The organism is Pseudomonas sp. AS2.8 (assembly GCF_014190935.1).
Classification (GTDB): domain Bacteria; phylum Pseudomonadota; class Gammaproteobacteria; order Pseudomonadales; family Pseudomonadaceae; genus Chryseomonas.
The window spans coordinates 57822-77326 of sequence record NZ_JACHVV010000002.1; the positions used below are offsets into that span (position 1 = coordinate 57822).

General features: G+C 67.5%; 19 protein-coding genes. 8 read left to right on the forward strand and 11 right to left on the reverse strand.

The annotated features are described in order from the left end of the window. Positions 1-83: 83 nt before the first annotated feature. On the reverse strand, positions 84-683 hold the full coding sequence (locus FHR73_RS07205; protein WP_183630265.1) for an START domain-containing protein: 600 nt from the start codon (positions 681-683) through the stop codon (positions 84-86). 50 nt (positions 684-733) lie between these two features. Next, the gene (locus tag FHR73_RS07210) at positions 734-988 is read right to left on the reverse strand and encodes a YkgJ family cysteine cluster protein (RefSeq protein ID WP_027597778.1); all 255 of its coding nucleotides are present in this window, start codon (positions 986-988) and stop codon (positions 734-736) included. A gap of 185 nt (positions 989-1173) precedes the next feature. On the opposite strand from FHR73_RS07210, the gene FHR73_RS07215 reads away from it, so the two are divergent. Both FHR73_RS07215 and FHR73_RS07220 read left to right on the forward strand, forming a co-directional pair. Next, a complete protein-coding gene (locus tag FHR73_RS07215) occupies positions 1174-1725 on the forward strand; it encodes an exonuclease domain-containing protein (protein ID WP_183630266.1) in 552 nt (183 codons plus the stop codon). An 82-nt stretch (positions 1726-1807) separates the two neighbouring features. Continuing rightward, positions 1808-2089, forward strand: a complete 282-nt coding sequence (locus FHR73_RS07220; RefSeq protein WP_027597776.1) for a pyrimidine/purine nucleoside phosphorylase — start codon at positions 1808-1810, stop codon at positions 2087-2089. 111 nt (positions 2090-2200) lie between these two features. On the opposite strand, the gene pdxB is transcribed toward FHR73_RS07220, so the two are convergent. Then, positions 2201-3364 carry a 4-phosphoerythronate dehydrogenase PdxB gene (gene pdxB / locus FHR73_RS07225; RefSeq protein WP_183630267.1) on the reverse strand — a complete coding sequence of 388 codons (1164 nt, stop codon included), beginning with the start codon at positions 3362-3364 and terminating at the stop codon, positions 2201-2203. Between the two features lie 130 nt (positions 3365-3494). Between pdxB and FHR73_RS07230 the strand changes: the two genes are divergently transcribed. From FHR73_RS07230 to FHR73_RS07240, 3 genes are all read left to right on the forward strand, one after another. Next, positions 3495-4856 (forward strand): MATE family efflux transporter, encoded by a 1362-nt coding sequence (locus FHR73_RS07230; RefSeq protein ID WP_183630268.1) that lies wholly within the window; start codon positions 3495-3497, stop codon positions 4854-4856. Between the two features lie 93 nt (positions 4857-4949). Then, positions 4950-7103: a mechanosensitive ion channel family protein gene (locus FHR73_RS07235; protein WP_183630269.1), complete on the forward strand. Its 2154-nt coding sequence runs from the start codon at positions 4950-4952 to the stop codon at positions 7101-7103. An 88-nt stretch (positions 7104-7191) separates the two neighbouring features. Beyond that, a complete protein-coding gene (locus tag FHR73_RS07240; RefSeq protein ID WP_183630270.1) occupies positions 7192-7842 on the forward strand; it encodes an SGNH/GDSL hydrolase family protein in 651 nt (216 codons plus the stop codon). 221 nt (positions 7843-8063) lie between these two features. Here FHR73_RS07240 and FHR73_RS07245 read toward each other — a convergent pair whose 3' ends face one another. The 3 genes from FHR73_RS07245 to rlmM form a co-directional block, all read right to left on the reverse strand. Then, positions 8064-8645, reverse strand: coding sequence for an Sbal_3080 family lipoprotein (locus FHR73_RS07245; RefSeq protein ID WP_183630271.1), 582 nt, complete (start codon positions 8643-8645; stop codon positions 8064-8066). 74 nt (positions 8646-8719) lie between these two features. After that, positions 8720-8959: a sulfurtransferase TusA gene (gene tusA, locus FHR73_RS07250; RefSeq protein WP_027597771.1), complete on the reverse strand. Its 240-nt coding sequence runs from the start codon at positions 8957-8959 to the stop codon at positions 8720-8722. 200 nt (positions 8960-9159) lie between these two features. Then, entirely contained in the window at positions 9160-10221 is a 1062-nt protein-coding gene (gene rlmM, locus FHR73_RS07255) for a 23S rRNA (cytidine(2498)-2'-O)-methyltransferase RlmM (RefSeq protein WP_183630272.1), read from the reverse strand. A gap of 189 nt (positions 10222-10410) precedes the next feature. On the opposite strand from rlmM, the gene acnA reads away from it, so the two are divergent. The 3 genes from acnA to FHR73_RS07270 all read left to right on the forward strand — a co-directional run bounded on the left by acnA (position 10411) and on the right by FHR73_RS07270 (position 14039). Continuing rightward, on the forward strand, positions 10411-13110 hold the full coding sequence (acnA, locus tag FHR73_RS07260; protein WP_183630273.1) for an aconitate hydratase AcnA: 2700 nt from the start codon (positions 10411-10413) through the stop codon (positions 13108-13110). Between the two features lie 159 nt (positions 13111-13269). Further along, the gene (locus tag FHR73_RS07265) at positions 13270-13446 is read left to right on the forward strand and encodes a YhfG family protein (protein ID WP_183630274.1); all 177 of its coding nucleotides are present in this window, start codon (positions 13270-13272) and stop codon (positions 13444-13446) included. Beyond that, positions 13443-14039 (forward strand): Fic family protein, encoded by a 597-nt coding sequence (locus FHR73_RS07270; protein WP_183630275.1) that lies wholly within the window; start codon positions 13443-13445, stop codon positions 14037-14039. Before FHR73_RS07265 ends, FHR73_RS07270 begins: the two co-directional genes overlap by 4 nt. Before the next feature lie 5 nt (positions 14040-14044). Here FHR73_RS07270 and FHR73_RS07275 read toward each other — a convergent pair whose 3' ends face one another. From FHR73_RS07275 to FHR73_RS07295, 5 genes are all read right to left on the reverse strand, one after another. Beyond that, entirely contained in the window at positions 14045-14935 is an 891-nt protein-coding gene (locus tag FHR73_RS07275) for a LysR family transcriptional regulator (protein WP_183630276.1), read from the reverse strand. Positions 14936-15010: 75 nt separating this feature from the next. After that, positions 15011-15970, reverse strand: a complete 960-nt coding sequence (locus FHR73_RS07280; protein ID WP_183630277.1) for an ABC transporter substrate-binding protein — start codon at positions 15968-15970, stop codon at positions 15011-15013. Between the two features lie 14 nt (positions 15971-15984). Further along, complete coding sequence (locus tag FHR73_RS07285; RefSeq protein ID WP_183630278.1) at positions 15985-17166, reverse strand: acyl-CoA dehydrogenase family protein; 1182 nt, start codon at positions 17164-17166, stop codon at positions 15985-15987. Continuing rightward, on the reverse strand, positions 17167-18492 hold the full coding sequence (locus FHR73_RS07290) for an LLM class flavin-dependent oxidoreductase (RefSeq protein WP_183630279.1): 1326 nt from the start codon (positions 18490-18492) through the stop codon (positions 17167-17169). Continuing rightward, positions 18489-19436: an ABC transporter substrate-binding protein gene (locus FHR73_RS07295; RefSeq protein ID WP_183630280.1), complete on the reverse strand. Its 948-nt coding sequence runs from the start codon at positions 19434-19436 to the stop codon at positions 18489-18491. The genes FHR73_RS07290 and FHR73_RS07295 overlap by 4 nt, the downstream gene beginning before the upstream one ends. Between the last annotated feature and the right edge of the window lie 69 nt (positions 19437-19505).

Consider the following 19505-nt stretch of genomic DNA (forward strand, 5'->3'; position numbering starts at 1 on the left):
GGGTGGACCGCCACGGCCTGCTATAGGGGTGGTATTGAACGGGCCTGGCGCCAGTGGCCAGGCCGTTGCCCGAGGGCGGTCGATCAGCGCTGCGCGGCCTGGCGCAGACCCTTCAGGGTGTTGAGCGGGGCATCCACCACGAAGCTGTTGGCCAGCCAGGACGGCACGCTGCCACCCGGCTCGCTCTGGGCCTCGTAGGTCACTTCCGAGCCGCCGTTCTTCGGCACCACGCGCCACTGGCCCTGGAAGCTGGCGACCCGTACGTAGCCGTCGGCGGCAGGACGATAGTCCGGCTGGCCTTCGAGGATGCGGGTGAAGCCGCCGTCCGGGGTCTTCTGCTCGGTGATGTGCAGCACCACGTCACGGGCGGTCACCGGCCAGGGCATGTCGATGCGCATGTAGGTCCAGGCCTGGTTGTCCTGGCGCTTGAGCACCTGCAGCGACTGGCAGCGGAAGATCCACTTGCAGGAACCCACGGGGTCATCCTGCAGCTTGGCGATGGTGGCCGGATCGGCCTTGATCTGGACCACGCCGCGGTAGGCCTTGTACTTGGAGCCGGCGACCGCGCGGGTATAGACCTGGATGCCGTCTTCCTGCTTGGCGAGTTGCCAGTCCTCGGCCTGGGCCAGGCCGGTGGCTGCGAGCAGGGTCAGGACGAGGATGGAGCGAAGCGGCTTGTGCATGGGACGTCCCTTGTTGTTGTGGTTGTCGGAGAGCGCAATTCAAAACCGGATCAGGCGGCGGTTTCACCTTCGAGGCGCAGCAGGATGGCCATGGCCTCGGCGCTGCTGGTGCCACAGAACGCCAGCTCGGCCTGGAAGCCGCCGCACACCGCCGGGCGTAGCGGCGAGCCGAACAGGTCGCAGCGATTGGTGCTGTCCAGATGGGCGCAGCGCACCCCGGAGGGCTTGCCCTGGGGCATGCGTGGCAGCGGTGAGGAGATCGAGGGCGCGATGCAGCAGGCGCCACAACCCGGACGGCACTCCATGGGTGAAACTCGCAGATAAGGAGGCTTCAAGCTTAAGAGCAAGGCTGGGGCGTCACAAGCAAATCGTGACCAGATGCCGCTATCAAGTCATGAATGTTACATTCATTCGCACCTCGCCACGCAACCCCGCGGCCTTTCCATCGTCTTATCTGCGACGATCGAGGCGGCTCCCCGAGGGCGTGACGATGAAGCATTGGCTGGTGCTGGACCTGGAAGCGACCACCGATGAAGGTGGCTGGCCACTGGAGTTGATGGAGATCATCGAGATCGGCGCGGTGATGGTGGACGCCGAGGGCCAGGAGCTCGGTCGCTATCAGAGTTTCGTCCAGCCCCGGCGCCTGCCGCTGCTGACGCCCTTCTGCCGCGACCTCACCCATATCAGCCAGGCCGACGTCGATGGCGCCGAGCCTCTGGAAGGCACCTGGCCAGCGTTCGAGGCCTGGCTGGGCGCCTATGAGACCACCCTCGCCGGCTGGTGCAGCTGGGGCGACTTCGACCGCCGCCTGCTGGAGCGCGCCTGGCGCGAGTACGATCTGCACACCCACCTGGCCCGGGTGCCGCATCGCAATCTCAAGCAGGCCTTCGCCAAGGCCCGTGGCCTGGCGCGCCCGCTGGGACTCACCGCTGCCCTGGAATCGGCGGGACTGGCCTTTACCGGGGTGCTGCACCGGGCCGAGACCGACGCGCGCAACACCGCCAAGCTGTTGCCCGCCAGCCTGCCGGCCTTCGCGCGCTAGCCTTGCCTGGGGCGGTGACAGTGGGGCTCGGCCTTGGGCATACTCGCTGACGGTCCCAACCGCTCTCGCACAAGGAAATCCGATGTTCAAGGTCAACGAATACTTCGACGGCACCGTCAAATCCATCGCCTTCAGCCTCAAGTCCAAGCCCGCCACCCTCGGCGTCATGGCCCCCGGCGAATACGAATTCGGCACCAGCCAGCTGGAAGTCATGCACGTGGTGGCCGGCGCCCTGACCGTCAAGCTGCCGGGCAGCGAGACCTGGGAAACCTTCGCCGCGGGCAGCCAGTTCACCGTGCCGGCCAATGCCAAGTTTCAGCTCAAGGTCGCGGAAGACACCGCCTACCTCTGCGAATACCACTGAGTCCGGGGGAGCCCTGCGGCTCCCGCACCCTGGGCTCCCGTCATTCGGCCGTTTGGGCCGCCTGGCGGGAGGCAGCCCACCCCGCCTGAACGCTTGCGCCGCGCCTCGGTCCTAAGCGACACCGCCGCTTTCGGAGCCGTCGCCATGTCGCCAGCTACAGCCCAGGGCCCTCGCCAGCCGAGCCACGCCCGCCCCTTCGAGCACCAGCCCCGGAATCTCCCGACGCATGGGATAGCCCTTGCGCAGGGCGTCGAACGCCTGGGCGCGCGCCAGGGCCGGCAAGCCGAGGGTGGCGCGTAGCGCAGCATCGTCGTCGCGCGGATCATAGACCGCGCGGCAGACCCGCCTGAAGGCCGATGTCTCGGGCGTATCCGCGCTGAACACCAGGCGCTCCAGCTGCTGCGGCGGCAACAGATCGCTCAGATTCAGCCGCGGTGTCTCTCCGTTCCAAGCGCAGAACGCCTCATAAATCTGCGCCGTGCCGCGCCATTTGCCTTCCAAGCTGTGCCCGGCGATGTGGGGCGTCACCAGCTGGCACAGCCGGGCCAGTTCAGGATCGATACCCGGCTCGCCTTCCCAGACATCCAGCGCCACCCTGAGCTCGGCGCCGCTAGCCAGATGCGCCCGCAGCGCGGCGTTATCGACCACCTCGCCCCGGCAGGCATTGAGCAGCCAGGTGCCCGGGCGCAGGCGGGCCAGGCGAGCGGCATCGAACAGGTGCAGGGTGCGCTGTTCGCCGTCGCGGATCAGCGGGGTATGCAGACAGAGCACGTCGCAGCGCTCGATCAATTCGTCGAGGCTGTGAAAGCTGCCACCCTCCGCGGCCTGGCGAGGCGGATCGCAGACCAGCACCGTCCAGCCCAGTCCGCGCAACACCTCGGCCAGGCGGCCACCGACCTGGCCGGCGCCGACGATGCCATAGGTGCGCCGGGCCAGCTCGGCGCCGGCGCCATCGGCCAGCGCCAGCAGGGCGCCGAGCACCCAGTCCACCACGCCGCGGGCATTGCAGCCGGGCGCATTGCTCCAGCGGATGCCCGCCTGGTCCAGATGGCCAAGGTCCAGATGATCGGTGCCTATGGTGCAGGTGCCGACGAAGCCGACCCTGGAGCCCGCCAGCAGCGCCGCGTCGACGCGGGTGATGGAACGCACCAGCAGCGCATCGGCCCGGCTCACGGCGGCGCGATCGAAGGCGCGGCCGGGAAGGCGTTCGAGGGTCGCGTGGGGACCGAAGAAGGCGTCCAGCAGCGGAATGTTTTCGTCGGCGAGAATGTGCATGCCTGGGCACTCGCAAGGGCGGGGACCGGCACTTTAGCAGGCCATCGGTGGCAGGCAACGGTCGCCGCGAGGGTTGCCACCCGGTCCATGAGGACTAGACTATCGGCCCCGAAGCTGACCGAACGATCAAGTGACCTCCTCCCTGCCCCGCATCAGACGTGAATTCGGCGCCCTGCTCTCCCTCGCCGCGCCCATCGTCATCGCCCAGCTCTCCCATTCGGCCATGGGCTTCGTCGACGCCGTCATGGCCGGTCGCGTCGGCCCGCTCGACCTCGCCGCCGTCGCCCTGGGCAACTCCGTGTGGATTCCGGTGTTCCTGCTGATGACGGGCATCCTGCTGGCGACCACGCCCAAGGTGGCCGAGCGCCACGGCGGCGGTCGCAGCCAGGAGATCGGTCCGCTGGTGCGTCAGGCGTTGTGGCTGGCCCTGGGTTGCGGCCTCATCGCCAGCCTGCTGCTGCTCAACGCCCGACCGCTGCTGGTGGCCATGCATGTCGACGCCCAGCTGATCGGGCCGACCCTGCTCTATCTCAAGGGCATCGCCATGGGCCTGCCCGCCACGGCCTTCTACTATGTGCTGCGCTGCTTCAGCGATGGCCTCGGGCGCACCCGGCCGGCGATGCTGGTGGGCCTCGCCGGGCTGGCGCTGAACGTGCCGCTGAACTGGATCCTCATCCATGGGCACCTGGGCATGCCGGCCCTGGGCGGCGCAGGCTGCGGTTTCGCCTCGGGCACGGTGATGTGGGCGATGCTGCTGGCCATGCTGGCGATCATCCGCACCGAGCGCTATCGCGCCTGCGCCCTTTTCGCCCGCTTCGAGCGACCCCATGGACCGACGCTGCGCGCCCTGCTGGCCATCGGCGTGCCCATCGGCATCGCGATCTTCGCCGAATCCAGCATCTTTTCCGTGGTGGCCCTGCTGATCGGCGAGCTCGGCCCGACCGTGGTCGCCGGGCACCAGGTGGCACTCAACTTCTCCGGTCTGGTGTTCATGGTGCCCCTGGCGCTGGGCATGGCGGTGACGGTGCGGGTCGGGCAGGCACTGGGGCGCGGCGAGCCGCGCGAGGCGCGCTTTTCCGCCGGGGTCGGCATGGCCGCCGGGCTGCTCTGCGCCTGCGTTTCCTGCACCCTGATGCTGACCGCGCGCACGGCTATCGCCGGGCTCTATTCCCAGGACCTGGCGGTGACCCAGCTGGCGGCCTCGCTGCTGGTGTTCGCCGGCATCTTCCAGTTCTCCGATGCCATCCAGGTGACCGCCGCAGGCGCCCTGCGCGGTTATCAGGACACCCGCGCGACCATGATCATCACCCTGCTGGCCTATTGGGGCGTGGGCCTGCCGGTGGGCTGGGCGCTGGGCCTGAGCGACTGGTTCGGTGCGCCGCGGGGCCCGGCCGGCCTCTGGCAAGGGCTGGTGCTGGGCCTGACCTGCGCGGCCATCCTGCTGTCGGTGCGGCTGGCCCGCAGCGCCCGTCGACGCATCCACAGCGCCTAGCGCGCTGCCCTTGCTACACTGGCGCCCTCGTCCCGGCCGGCTGCCCTGCCGACCGGGACGGGTGTTTCCCCCTTTCGCGAGCGTGCGGCTTCGATGATCTTTCGCCTGCTACAACTCCTCTGCCTCTGCTTCCTGCTCATCGGCCCGGCTCAGGCCGCCCTGCCCGGACTGCCGGGCGCCCAGAAGGACCAGGTCGACCCGCAATTCGGTCAGTCCCTGGACCAGGTCATCAAGACCCTGGAAAGCGAGCAGCAGCGCAATCGCCTCCTGGCGGATCTCAAGAAGCTGCAGGCGGCGCAGAACCAGGCCGAGCCCAGCGCCTCCCAGGGCGTGATCGGACTGATCACCGACACCCTGACGGTGGTCGAGCAGCAGCTGCAGCGCGACAACCTGCGCGAGCGCTGGCAATACCAGCTGGACCAGGCCGGCGCCGAGCTGGCCGCCCTGGCGCCGGCACCCGAGCAGCGCCTCAACCTGCTCTCCGGCTTCGTCGTCACCCTGGCCTTCTGGGCCGGTTGCGCCCTGGGCCTGAAGACCATCAGCCATCGCCTGCGGGTGAGATTCGGGCTGTCCGAGGAGTTGCCGCTCAGGCCGCGCACCCTCGACCTGGTCCGCTTCGCCCTGCGCAAGCTGGCGCCCTGGCTGCTGGCCTTCATCCTGACCCTGGTGGTGTCCCTGTGGCTGCCGGATTCACTGGGCAAGACGGTGGCCGTCGCCCTGGCCTATGCCGCGGTCACCGGCCCGCTGTTTGCCGCCACCGTGGTGGTGATCTGCTCGCTGCCCAGCGGCGCCCATCGCAGTCGCGCCCTGCTGATCCTGCGCCGACGCGCCTTCCGCCCGCTGTGGATCATCGGCAGCCTGGCCGCCCTCGGCGGCGCCGCCAGCGATCCGCACCTGGCCGAGACCCTGGGGCCACACCTGGCCGCGGTCATCGCCATCGGCGCCAATATCTGCGCGGCGCTGCTCACCGCCCAGTTCGCCCTGAGATTCCGCCGGCCCATCGCCCACCTGATCCGCAACCAGCCGCTGGCCAAGCGCCAGGCGCTGCACGGTCTGCAGGGCGTGCGCCATCTGATCGCCCGGCTCTGGCACCTGCCGCTGCTGATCCTGGTGGCGGTCTCGGTGGTGGCCACCTTCGTCTCCGCCGGGGACACCAGCGATGCCCTGCGCCGGGCGCTGCTGTTCGCCGTGACCATGGGCGCCGCCCTCGGGCTCAACGCCTTGGTGCGGGCGCGACTGCTGCACCGGCGCCATCACGGCCGCATCCAGGAGGCCTATGCCGAACGGCTGCGCGCCTTCTTCGTGCTGGTGCTGGGCATCGTCATCTGGCTGGTGGGGATTGAACTGGCCCTGAGGGCCTGGAATCTCTCGCTGCTGAAATTCAGCCAGGGTGACGGCCATGCGGTCGCCAGCAAGTTCTTTGGCCTGGGTGGCACCCTGCTGCTGGCCTGGCTGGTGTGGATCCTGGCCGACACCGCCATCCACCGCGGCCTCAATCTGCATCGCGTCAGCCCGAACAATGCCCGCGCCCAGACCATGTTGCCGCTGATCCGCAACGTGCTGTTCCTGACCATCTTCGTCATCGCCCTGATCGTCGCCCTGGCCAACATGGGCGTGAACGTCACCCCGCTGCTGGCCGGTGCCGGCGTCATCGGCCTGGCGGTGGGCTTCGGCGCCCAGAGCCTGGTGGCCGATCTCATCACCGGGCTGTTCATCATCATCGAGGACTCCCTGGCCATCGGCGACTACGTCGACGTCGGCAACCACCTGGGCACCGTCGAGGGCCTGACCATCCGCACCGTGCGGCTGAGGGATATCGATGGCATCGTCCACACCATCCCCTTCAGCGAGATCAAGAGCATCCAGAACTACTCGCGGCAATTCGGCTACGCCATCTTCCGCCTGCCGATTCCCCAGGCGCTGTCGGTGGACAAGGCCATCGAGATGGTTCAGGAGGTCGGCCGCTCGCTGCGCCAGGATCCGCTGATGGGCCGGGACATCTGGTCGCCGCTGGAGCTGCAGGGGGTGGAGAGCTTCGATTCCGGCATGGCGATCCTGAGATTCCGCTTCAAGACTGCGCCGATCAAGCAGTGGGAGGTCTCGCGGGCCTTCAACCTCAGGCTCAAGCGCTACCTGGACGACGCCGGCATCGAGCTGGCCTCGCCGCGCATGAACGTGCGCTACGAGGTGGGCGGCTCGCCGCTGGATCAGGCGACCCGCGGCGGCCAGGCGCCGAGCGAGGGCTGACCCGGCTGCGCTGGCACGACCGCCGGCCCTCGCGACCGGCGGGATTAGCCTCTAGGGTGAGGATGACCTGTCCCGACGAGGCTTTCCCATGCCCTTGCGTACCCTGCTCTGCTATGGCGACTCCAACACCCACGGCACCCGCCCCCTGACCCAGCCCGGCGTCCTCGAACGCTTCGGCTGGGACGAACGCTGGCCCGGCGTCCTGGCCCGCGGGCTGGGCGCCGACTGGCGGGTGATCGAGGAAGGCCTGCCCGCCCGCACCACGGTGCACGACGATCCCATCGACGGCCATCACAAGAACGGCCTGAGCTATCTCAGGCCTTGCCTGGAGAGCCAGCTGCCGGTGGACGTCCTGCTGCTGATGCTGGGCACCAACGACCTCAAGGCGCGGCTGTCGGTGACCCCGGCGGACATCGCCAGTGCCCTGCAGGTGCTGCTGGAAGAGATCAGGCGTTGCAATGCCGGCCCGGATGGCGCCACGCCCAGGCTGATTGTCATGGCGCCGGTGCCCATCGAGGAAGTGGGCTTTCTCGGCGAGATCTTCGCCGGCGGCGCGGCCAAGTCCCATGAGTTGGCCGCACGTTATCGCCAGGTGGCCGAGGCCCAGGGCGCGGCCTTCGTCGATGCGGGCGAGATCATCCAGGTGAGTCCGGTGGACGGCGTGCATTTCGAGGCGGACCAGCATCGGCGGCTGGGGGAGCATCTGGTGGGGGTGGTCAGGGGTGTCGCTAGTGACTGAGCGTAGGGTGGGCCTTGGCCACGGATTCGGCGCTCCCAGTGGAAAACGCTGCGCGGTTTTCCACGCTATGGCTCGCTTGGCATCGGCCTGTTGGGCTTCGACGATGGAGCCATCTCAACCCAACCTACGAGAGCCTGTCCCGCGGGGTGGGAGCCTTGGCTATGCACCGTAGGTTGGGTTGAGCGCAAGCGAAGCCCAACGTTATGGGCTCGACATTGAAGTCAGCGATCCAGACCATAGCGCTGCCGAAGCGCACGGTACTGATTGCTGTAGTCCTGATAGCTGAGGTTTTTTGCCTGAAGCGCAGCCAATTCGTCTTCAAAGGTCAGCCCGGCAGGGGCGGAGGTCGGGACAGCACGCGTAGTCGGTCTGGTGATAGGTGCGGGATGCATCTGGCCCAAGAGCTCATCTACCACCGGATTGATCTTCGTTGCGGTCCCCTGCCACTTCATAAGGGAGAAACCGCCCTTACCCCGCAGGTGATAGTCAGCCTGACCCACCAGGCGCCCACTGGCGTCGCGCAAGGTCAGTTCGGCAGCTGACAAGTAAGGCACGCCGTCCCAGGTTTGCCGCGCGGTGTACTCAAGAACGTAAGGGCACTCGCGTGGCACCTGCGTATAGCTTTCGGTAGGCACACCGTGCCGAGCAAAGCCGGCCCGGACCACGGGGAGAAAGTCCTTAACCCAAACAGCAGGATTCTCCTGGATACATACCAAATCCGGGCGTACGGCGACGGGCTGAACCTGTACCGACGTGCACCCCGCGAGAATTAGCGAGATAACACCCAGCATCCTGGCTTTCATATAAGGCTTCCCTGCTTGCTAAATCACTAATTGTGAACCAGCCCACAGTAGCAAAGCGAGCCTTCGCGCGACCCTCACTCCACCTTCTTGCGAATCCAGTACAGATAACGCCCTTCCCCTTCGCTCTTTTCCACCAGCTCATGGCCGAGGAAGACGCAGAACTTGGGGATGTCGCGCTGGGTGGAAGGGTCGGTGGCGATGACCTTGAGCAGGGCGCCGGGGGCGATGTCGCGCACCTTGTTGTGCAGCATCATCACCGGCTCCGGGCAGTTCAGCCCGCTGGCGTCGAGGGTGGCATCGGCTTCGAGGGTCATCAGCACTCCAGAAAACGCTAAATATAGATATCGAGTAGGCGCGAGAACCTGTGCAAAGTTTCGCGAGCTAGAGACAGGCAAGGCGAAAGCCGCAGAGGAAGCGCAGTTTACGAGTTGTAAATGAGCATCTCGACCGGGCTGGCGATCCAGGCGGTTTTCAACACAGCCTGGCCGACGCGCAGCAAACTTTGGATAGGTTCTCAGGGTTTCCGATCCAGTCGGCGCAGATGGCAGGTCACTTCCTCGCGGTCGTGATAGAGCTGCTTGCAGCCGATGACGACACGCTGGCCGCGCTCTGCGAAATGCGCGTGCAGGCGTTCGAGGATGCCGGCCACTTCGCGATAGCGCTGCTTCATCGGCAGCTTGAGATTGACCACCGCCTCGCGGCAATGCCCCTCGCCGATCCAGCGCTCGATCAGCGCCGCGGTGCGCGCGGGCTTCTCGACGATGTCGCAGACCATCCAGTCCACCGGGCGCTTGGGGACGAAGGCGTAGCCGTCGACCTGCAGGTGCTCGACGAGGCCGGTGTCCATCAGCGCCTCGTTCATGGGGCCGTTGTCCACCGCCGTCACCAGCATCTCGCGGGCCACCAGCTGCCAGGTCCAGCCACCCGGGGCGGCGCCCAGATCGACGGCGCGCATCTCGGAGGACAGGCGGGTTTCCCATTCGGGACGCGGGATGAAGTGGTGCCAGGCCTCTTCCAGCTTGAGGGTCGAGCGACTGGGGGCCTCGCGGGGAAACCTCAGCCGCGGAATGCCCATGGGCCAGAGCGCGGCGTTGTCCGGCTCGACCAGGCCGACGAAGACCTCGCGTCCGCTGAGAAAGGTCAGCTGCAGCCGTGGTGCCCGGGCATCGTCCACCAGGCGGCCGGCCTTGCGCAGCGCCAGGGTCAGGGGGCGTTCGAACTTCTTGCAGAAGGTGGAGAGCGCCTTGCCGTCGTTGGTGTCGGGCATCTCCAGGGCCAGGCTGCCGCAGACGGGATAGTCAGCCAACAACTCCAGCAGCGGACCGATGCGATCCTGCTCGGGCAGGCTGAGAAAGGCGCCGCGCGACCACTGGCGGGGAAAGATCAGCTCGGCGAATCTGATGTTCTGCATCAGCCGGGCCGCGCCCGCCGCGTCGCCACAGACGAATTCGGCATAGGCGGCACCCGGCTTGCCCTTGGCGTAGCCGGCCACGCCGAGCAGCGCCGCCCGTTCGCCGAGCTCGGCGCAGACCTCGCCTTCGAATCCGGTACGGCACAGCAGCAACAGGGTATTCACGACGGGGCTTCCTCAAGGGGTCACGCAGGGCGCGCACTATACCCCAGCGCGCCCACTGGGGAACGCCAGCGGCGCCCATCGGTCCAGTACTACACCTAGAAAAATCAGTCCGCCCAGTGCTGGCACGGGTCTCCCTTACCTTTCGAGGCTCGAACGGCCAGCGGGCAACCGTTGATAAGGAGACCCCTGATGCCAGCCCTGGACAGCCTCAACAGCCTCAAGACCCTGCAGGTCGGCGAACGCACCTATCACTATTACAGCCTGCCCGATGCGGCCAATACCCTGGGCAATCTCGACCAGTTGCCCAAGTCGCTCAAGGTGCTGCTGGAAAACCTGCTGCGCTGGGAAGACAACCAGACCGTCACGGGCGAAGACCTCCAGGCCCTGGCCGACTGGACCAAGACCCGCTCCGCCGACCGTGAGATCCAGTACCGCCCGGCGCGGGTGCTGATGCAGGACTTCACCGGCGTTCCGGCGGTGGTCGACCTGGCCGCCATGCGCGAAGCCGTGGCCAAGGCCGGTGGCGATCCGCAGCGGATCAACCCGCTCTCCCCCGTCGACCTGGTGATCGACCACTCGGTGATGGTGGACCGCTACGCCAGCGAGAACGCCTATCACCAGAACGTCGAGATCGAGATGGAGCGCAATGGCGAGCGCTATGCCTTCCTGCGCTGGGGCCAGAACGCCTTCGACAACTTCCGCGTGGTGCCGCCGGGCACCGGCATCTGCCACCAGGTCAACCTGGAGTACCTGGGCCGCAGCGTCTGGACCAAGGACGAAGACGGCCGCACCTATGCCTTCCCCGACACCCTGGTGGGTACCGATTCCCACACCACCATGATCAACGGCCTGGGCGTGCTGGGCTGGGGTGTGGGCGGCATCGAGGCCGAGGCGGCCATGCTCGGCCAGCCGGTATCCATGCTGATCCCCGAGGTGGTGGGCTTCAAGCTCACCGGCAAGCTGCGCGAAGGCATCACCGCCACCGACCTGGTGCTGACCGTGACCCAGATGCTGCGCAAGAAGGGCGTGGTGGGCAAGTTCGTCGAATTCTTCGGCGACGGCCTGGCCGACCTGCCCCTGGCCGACCGCGCCACCATCGGCAACATGGCCCCGGAATACGGCGCCACCTGCGGCTTCTTCCCGGTGGACCAGATCACCCTCGACTACCTGCGCCTGTCCGGGCGCCCCGAGGACACCGTGCAGCTGGTGGAGGCCTACACCCGGGCCCAGGGCCTGTGGCGCAATCCCGGCGACGAGCCGGTGTTCACCGATGTGCTGGAGCTGGACATGGGCGAGGTCCAGTCCAGCCTGGCCGGCCCCAAGCGGCCCCAGGATCGGGTGCTGCTCGGCGAGGTGGCCAAGGCCTTTGGTGACTTCACCGCGCTGGCGCCGAAAAAGGCCGAGGCCGCCAAGGTCGGCAGCAGCGTCGAGGTCCAGCTGAACGGCGAGACCTTCCAGCTGGAAGACGGCGCCGTGGTCATCGCCGCCATCACCTCCTGCACCAACACCTCCAACCCCAGCGTCATGATGGCTGCCGGTCTGCTGGCGAAAAAGGCCGCCGAAAAAGGGCTGATGCGCAAGCCCTGGGTCAAGTCGTCCCTCGCCCCCGGCTCCAAGGTGGTGACCGACTACTACAACGCCGCGGGCCTCACGCCCTATCTCAACGACCTGGGCTTCGACCTGGTCGGCTACGGCTGCACCACCTGCATTGGCAACTCCGGTCCGCTGCTCGATTCGATCGAGAAAGCCATCCAGGACGCCGATCTCACGGTCGCCTCGGTGCTTTCCGGCAACCGCAACTTCGAAGGTCGGGTGCATCCCCTGGTCCGGACCAACTGGCTGGCTTCGCCGCCGCTGGTGGTGGCCTATGCCCTGGCCGGTAGCGTGAAGGTGGATCTCACCCGGGATCCCCTGGGCACCGGCAACGATGGCCAGCCGGTCTATCTGAAGGACGTCTGGCCCACCCAGCAGGAAGTGGCCGACGCCGTGCAGAAGCTCGATACCGCCATGTTCCACAAGCAGTACGGCGCCGTGTTCGACGGCGACGAGAAGTGGCAGGCGATCCAGGTGCCGGACGCCGAGACCTATGTCTGGGACGCCGATTCCACCTATATCCAGAATCCGCCGTTCTTCGAAAGCATCGCCGGCGATCCGCCGCGCATCGCCGACATCCACGACGCCCGCATCCTGGCGCTGCTGGGCGATTCGGTCACCACCGACCACATCTCTCCCGCCGGCAACATCAAGAAGGACAGCCCAGCGGGCCGCTACCTGGCCGAGCACGGCGTGGACTATGCCGACTTCAACTCCTACGGTTCGCGCCGCGGCAACCACGAAGTCATGATGAGAGGCACCTTCGCCAACATCCGCATCAGGAACGAGATGCTCGGCGGCGAGGAAGGCGGCAACACCTTCCACGTGCCCACCGGTGAAAAGCTGTCGATCTACGACGCGGCCATGAAGTACGAGCTGGAAAACACCCCGCTGGTGATCATCGCCGGCAAGGAATACGGCACCGGCTCCTCCCGTGACTGGGCGGCCAAGGGCACCAACCTGCTGGGCGTGAAAGCCGTGGTCGCCGAGAGCTTCGAGCGTATCCACAGATCCAACCTGGTGGGCATGGGCGTACTGCCGCTGCAATTCAAGGACGGCGTGGACCGCAAGTCCCTGGGGTTGACCGGCAAGGAGAAGATCGCCGTGCTGGGTATCGACGGCGTCGAGTTGCGCCCGCGCATGCCGCTGACCCTGGAAGTCACCCGCGAAGACGGCAGCCGGGAAAGCGTCGAGGTGCTCTGCCGCATCGACACGCTCAACGAGGTGAGCTACTTCAAGGCCGGCGGCATCCTGCACTACGTGCTGCGGGAGTTCCTGGCCAAGCCGGCGGCCTGATGGCCCGCGCCCCGGTCGCTGCGACCGGGGCAGGCCCACACTTCCAGAGTGATTGTTCGCGCCACTTGGAATCGAACAGCCAGACTCCAGCAGGACGCTCTGGCTGATAGCGCACCGGCTTTCAGCTAAACTTGGAAGTGACCTGTGAGAGGTATCCTCATGCCCCAGCCCAATCTGGATAGGAAACGCCGGTATTACGTACACATGCGTCAGGCCAACTATGCAGCCAGCTTGAAATTGGAAGGCTTCGACCTGAAATCCGACGCCCTGGAAATCGTCGGGTCGGATAAGCAAGCCCTTCTCGCGCATTACCGACGTCTGAGCCAGGCGCAATGATCGATAAGTACGGAGCCGGCCAGGATCCGTACTGCTATCCAGGCACCACGACCCTGCGCAACCAACTCGACATCCGGGATGACGAGCTTCTGGCGGCAGCCGAGCGCGACTTCTCGCGCCTCGCGGCCAGCAGCCTGACGTTCGAGTTACCGCCCTACGACCTCGGCTATCTGTGCCAATTGCATCGACTGCTGTTCCAGGACATCTACCCCTGGGCTGGCGAATTGCGCACCCTTGACATTGCCAAGGACAGCACCCGCTTTTGTACAGTGCACCGGCTGGTACCCGAGGCCAACAAGCTGTTTGCCAAACTACAGACGGAAAAATGGTTCGAAGGGCAATCTCGTGACGTCCTGATCGGGCTGAGCGCCGAGCTCTACGGCGATCTGAACATGGCGCACCCTTTCCGCGATGGCAACGGCCGTGTCCAGCGCCTGCTGTTTGAGCATCTCATCATCAATGCGGGCTACCAGATCGATTGGTCACCAGTCGCGCGCGATGAATGGATAGCTGCCAACATCGCAGCCGTTCACTGCGACTACCATGGACTGGAACGAATGTTCGCTCGCTGCATAGGCGCCGCTATCGAGTGAGGGCCTCAGCCCGCTAGCAAGCCCTGCGCATCCCGTCCGAAGCCCTCGACCACGTCCTGCAAGGGCCCGAGAAAGCGCGGGTGGATCAGCCACAGCTGGATCTCCGGCTTGAAGTCCTTTAGCGGGATCACCGCCAGGCGCTCGCGGTGGGCGCTGCGGGCCAGCAGCGGTGCCGGGACCAGGCCGAGGCCCTGGCCGTCCGCCACCAGCCCGAGCTGGAGTTCGGTGCCGAAGGTTTCCAGGTTGATGCGTAGCGCCTGGCCCTGCTCGGCCAGGGTGCGTTGCAGGCTGGCGCGAAAGCCGCAGCCGTCGGGGTTGAGTACCCAACCCTGGCCCTGGACGTCGGCCAGTCGCTGCGTCTTGGCCGGCACCTGCTCACGGGCGCCGACCACCTGCAACGGCATGGCGCCCAGGGCGCGGGCCTCGACGCCATCGGGAAACACCTTGTTGGCCGGAAACAGCACCAAGGCGCCATCCAGTTCACCGTGCTCGATGCGGCTGACCAGCACGCTGCCCCAGCCCGTCGCCACCTGGGTGTGCAGCTCCGGATAGCGGCCGCGAATCTCCCGTACCGCCTGCAGCAACAGCGCATCGCCCAGGGTCTGGGGCACGCCCAGGCGCAGCAGCCCGGACGGCGGGGCATCGCCCGCCACCCGCTCGCGCAGGGCGTCCATCTCGCGCAGGATGGCGCGGCAGTGGCCGTAGACCTCCTGACCCAGGCGCGTCGGCTTGAGCGGCTTGGTATGGCGGTCGAGCAACTCGACCCCGAGGTCCTGTTCGAGACTCTGCAGCCGGCGGGTAATGGCCGGCTGGGTCAGGCCCAGGGACAGGGCGGCGGCGTTGAGGGAGCCGCTGCGGATCACCGCGACAAAGGCTTCGATATCGTCGGTCTTCATGAGGAGGCGTTTGACTTCCCGTTGCTGGACATGCGCCTCAAGCATAACGCAAGGCCGCCTCCGTAGGTCTCGTACTCACCGCTGCGCCGTCTGCGCCGGGGGTGCCAGGCTCGGGCCGAAGCCATCGTAGAACAGGCGGCTGGCGTCGTAGCCCTTGACCAGACCTTCGCCGGCGAAAAAGTCGACGGTGCGCTGCGCCTGGGCGATGGCCGCGGGGGTAACCGGTCCGAGACGGGTACGGGCGCGGCCGAACCAGGCCTGGGCGATGGCGGCATCGGCACGGGTGCGCTCGGCCCAGGCGCTGGCGTAGCGCGCCGTGTGTTCGGGATCGGCATTGGCCCAGGTCCGTGCCTGTTGCAGCCGCCGGAGGAAATCGGCGATGGCCTGGTGCCGGGCGGCATCGTCCAGCGCACCCTGGCTGGCCACCACGAAACTCTGCGCCGGGATCAGCCCTTCGGCGGTGGTGAGCACCCGGGCGCCGTGGCGCTGGGCCTGGGTGACATAGGGTTCCCAGGTGGCGATGGCGTCCACCGAACCGCCCTCCAGCGCATGGGAGGCATCCAGGGCATTGAGGTAGCGAAAGTTCACCTGCCCGCGCGGCACACCCGCCCGGTCTAGGGCGGACAGGGCCAGCTGCTGGCTCCAGGAGCCCTTCCAGATGGCCACCGTCTTGCCCTGCAGATCCGCAAGGTTGTGGATACTGGAGTCGCCGCGCACCAGCACCGCCACCCCGTCGAGGCTCTGGCGGCTGATGCCGACCACCCTGATCGGGGCGCCCAGGGCACCGAGGAACAGCGGCGGCGCATCGCCCAGCAGGCCCAGGTCGAGACTGCCGACATTGAGCGCCTCGGCCACCGGCGAGCCAGCGGTGAATTGCTTCCATTCCAGTTGATACGGCAGGTCGTTGAGGACGCCGGCGGCTTCCATCACGGTGCGAGTGTTGTAGCTCTGGTCGCCCACCACCAGGGTGGTGGCCAGGGCCTGGGTAGCGGCCAGCAGGCCGAGGGTAAGGCCGGCGAGGGTCTTGCGCAGCATGGGAATTCCTATCGTCAGGTGTAGGCAAGGATCGCGGGGTATTGACCGTTGACCGCATAGCGCCCGACCTCCAGCACCTTGTAGGCCAGGGGGTCGTGCAGGCTATGGGTGCGCACGTCACGCCAGAAGCGATCCAGGCCCAGGCGGTTGTGGGTGGCGCGGGCACCCAGGGCATCGAATACCCGGGCGGTGACGTCCAGGGCGGTACGGGCGGCCAGCACCTTGGCGCTGGCCACGGCGATGGCCGTCTCGCCGCGCAATTCGGCGGTGAAGGCGGCATCGGCGGCCAGCAAGGCATCCACCTGCCGCGCGGCCACGTCGGCCAGGGACACGGCGCCCTGCAGGGCGATCCAGAGTTCGCCCATCTGGCTCAACACCAGTTGGTCCTCGCTGGCACTGGCGGCGAGGGAATGCACCCAGGGTCGCGCCTCTGCGTGCAGATAGCGCCGCGCCTCGCGCAGGGCGCCCTGGGCGGCGCCCAGGTAGTACTGGGTGAAGGCCGACTGGTTGACCGGGGTGCGGATCACCGCGGCGAAGTCGCCCGCGTCTTCCAGGTCGCAGACCTGGACCTCCTCGGCGCTGGCCCAGACGTCGTCGAGGGTAAAGCTGCCGCTGTCACTGCGGGCCACGCCGAAGTGGTCCCAGTCGTCGGCATAGGCCAGTCCCGGCCGGTCCGCCGGCAGGGTGACCATCAGGCGCGCTCCGCTCTCCCGATCACGGGCACTGATGGTGAGCCGATCGGCAAAGGCAGCGCCGCTGCAGAAGCCCTTGCGCCCGGTCAGGCGATAGCCGCCGTCATGGCTCGGCGTGGCGAGGATGTCGTCGTCGCGTGGATTGACCACCCCGGCCAGCCACAGCCGGCCTTCGGCGATTTCCGCCAGCAGGCGATCGCGCCGCGGCTGCGGCTCGCGGCGCAGGTTGATGGTGTTGAGCAGGTGATAGCCGAAGAGCAGGCCCACCGAGCCGTCGCCGGCGGCGATCTCGCGCAGCACGCGCATGGCCAGCGACCAAGGCTGGCCGGCACCCCCGAGCCGCACGGGGATGACCAGGTTGGTCAGGCCGCTGTCCTTGAGTCGCTGCAGCTGGGCGTCGGGACGAATGCGGTCGCGTTCGTCGGCCACCACCCGGGCGGCGAATTCCGCGCCGATCTCGCGGGCCAGCGTCAGCCAGCTAGCGGCATCCTCGATCGTGCTCATCTAGTCCTCCAGAGGGCCGAGGCCCAGGTGATCTCTCAGGGTCGAGCCCTGGTACTGGCGCCGGAACAGCCCGCGACGCTGCAGGTGCGGCACCACGCTCTCGCTGAATTCAACGAAGGAACCCGGCAGGTAGCCGGGGGAAATCACGAAGCCGTCGCACCCGCCGGCTTCGAACAGCTCGGCCAGCTGGTCGGCGATCTGGGCACCGGTACCCACCAGCTGCGGCACGCGGACGCTGGCGGCGTAGCTGCGACCCAGTTCGGCCAGGGTGGTGCGCGGCCCCAGCGCCAGGAGCTTCTCGGCAGCGGCCGGCGGCAGGTCGCCGACCTCGGCCACCTCGCCCAGGGCGGTGTTCAGGGTGAAGCGCGACAGGTCGATGTTGAGCTGGGAGCAGAGGGTGATCAGCCCCACTTCCGGTTGCGCCAGGGCGTTGTGTCTTTCCTGCTTGGCGCGCGCCTCGGCTTCGCTGCCGCCGATGAAGGGCATGACCGAGGTGAGGATCTTGCAGCCGTCGGGCGACCGCCCCTGCTCCAGCACCTGGCGGCGGACATTGTCGCGAAAGGCACGCATGGCGGCGAGATTCGGCTGGATGGTGAAGATGGCCTCGGCCCAGCGCGCGCCGAAGCGCCGGCCGCGACCGCTGGAACCGGCCTGGATCAGCACCGGGCGCCCCTGGGGACTGCGCGGGATATTGAGCGGACCTTCCACGCGGAACCAGTCGCCCTGGTGATCGAGGGCGCGCACCTGCGCGGGGTCGGCCAGCACGCCAGCAGTCCGATCCAGGCGCAGCGCGTTGGGTCCCCAACTGCGCCAGAGCTTGACGGCCACCTCGACGAATTCGTCGGCGCGGTCGTAGCGCAGATCGTGCTCCAGGTGGCGCTCCTTGCCGAACAGCCGGCCCTCGCTGTCGTTCATCGAGGTGACGATGTTCCAGGCGGCGCGCCCACGGGACAGGTGATCGAGGGTGGCGAAGGCCCGGGCGACATGGGCCGGTTCATAGTAGGTGGTGGAGCGGGTGCAACCCAGCCCGAGGTGGCGGGTATGGGCCACCAGGTAGGACAACAGCGGCAGCGGATCGAGGCGGGTGGCGTCCTGGGCGCCGAGGCGCAGCGCGGTCTCCCGCGAGCCGCCGAGCTGGTCGCCCACGGCCAGGCGGTCGGCGAAGAACAGGAAGTCGAACAGCCCCTCCTCCAGCGCCTTGGCCGCGCGGACGTAGTAGTCCGGGTCGAGGAAGTCGCCCTGGGTGTCGGGGTGGCGCCAGACGGCGTGGCTGTGGACGACGGGACCGGCCAGCAGGAAGCCGGCGAGGTGCAGTTGGCGACTCATCGGCTGGCCTCCCGGGGCGCTTGCAGGTAGCGATTGAAGCGCTGGTCATAGAGCGACTTGACGTCATAGGGCTGCGGCAGCACCCCGGCCTTGACCAGGAAGTCGGCGGTCTTCTGGCCGTCGCTCAGGGTCTGGGCGCTGATCGGTTCGACCCAGGTGGCATCGCGGCGGAACCAGCGCTCGGCGATGGCCGGATCGGAGTTGTTGCGCCTGGCCCAGGCCTGGGCATAGACGTCGACATTGTCCCGCGCCCAGCTGCGAGCGCGTTGCAACCGGGCGACGAAATCGCCGATGGCGGCGCGGTTCTCGTCCAGGTGCTGGGTGTTGGCCACCACATAGACCGGCGCCGGCATCAGGTCCTTGGCGGTGACCAGCACCCGTCCGCCCTGGCGTTCCACCATGCTCACATAGGGCTCCCAGGTGGCGGTGGCGTCCAGGGTGCCCTGGCTCAGGGCGGCCACGGCCTCGGTGGGCATCAGGTAGCTGTAGCGCGGGGCGTCGCTGGGCAGGCCGGCCTGTTCCAGCGCCGAATAGACCAGTTGCTGGCTCCAGGAGCCCTTCCAGATGGCCACGCGCTTGCCGGCCAGGTCCGCCACCGTCTTGATCGGTGAATCCTTGCCGACCACGATGGCGGTGCCGTCCGGGCGGTTGCGGGTCACCGCCACCACCTTAACCGGTCCCCCGCGCGCAGCCAGGGCGATCACCGGGGTGTCGCCGACGATGCCCACGTCGATGGAGCCGACATTGAGCGCTTCCACCACCGGGCCCCCGGCGTTGAATCTCTTCCACTCGATCTGGTACGGCAGATCCTTTAGCTCGCCGGCCTGCTCCAGCAGGGTGCTGCTGTAGTAGAACTGGTCACCGATGGTAAGGGTGACCGCCTGGGCCAGGCTGGCGGAGGTGCCGGCCAGCAGGCCGGCGGCGAATAGCAATCCCTTGATCACGAAGGCGTCTCCTCGAGGGTATCGGGAGCGCTCCGTGGGTACGGTCGCGCAGTGGGTGGGTCAGCCGGC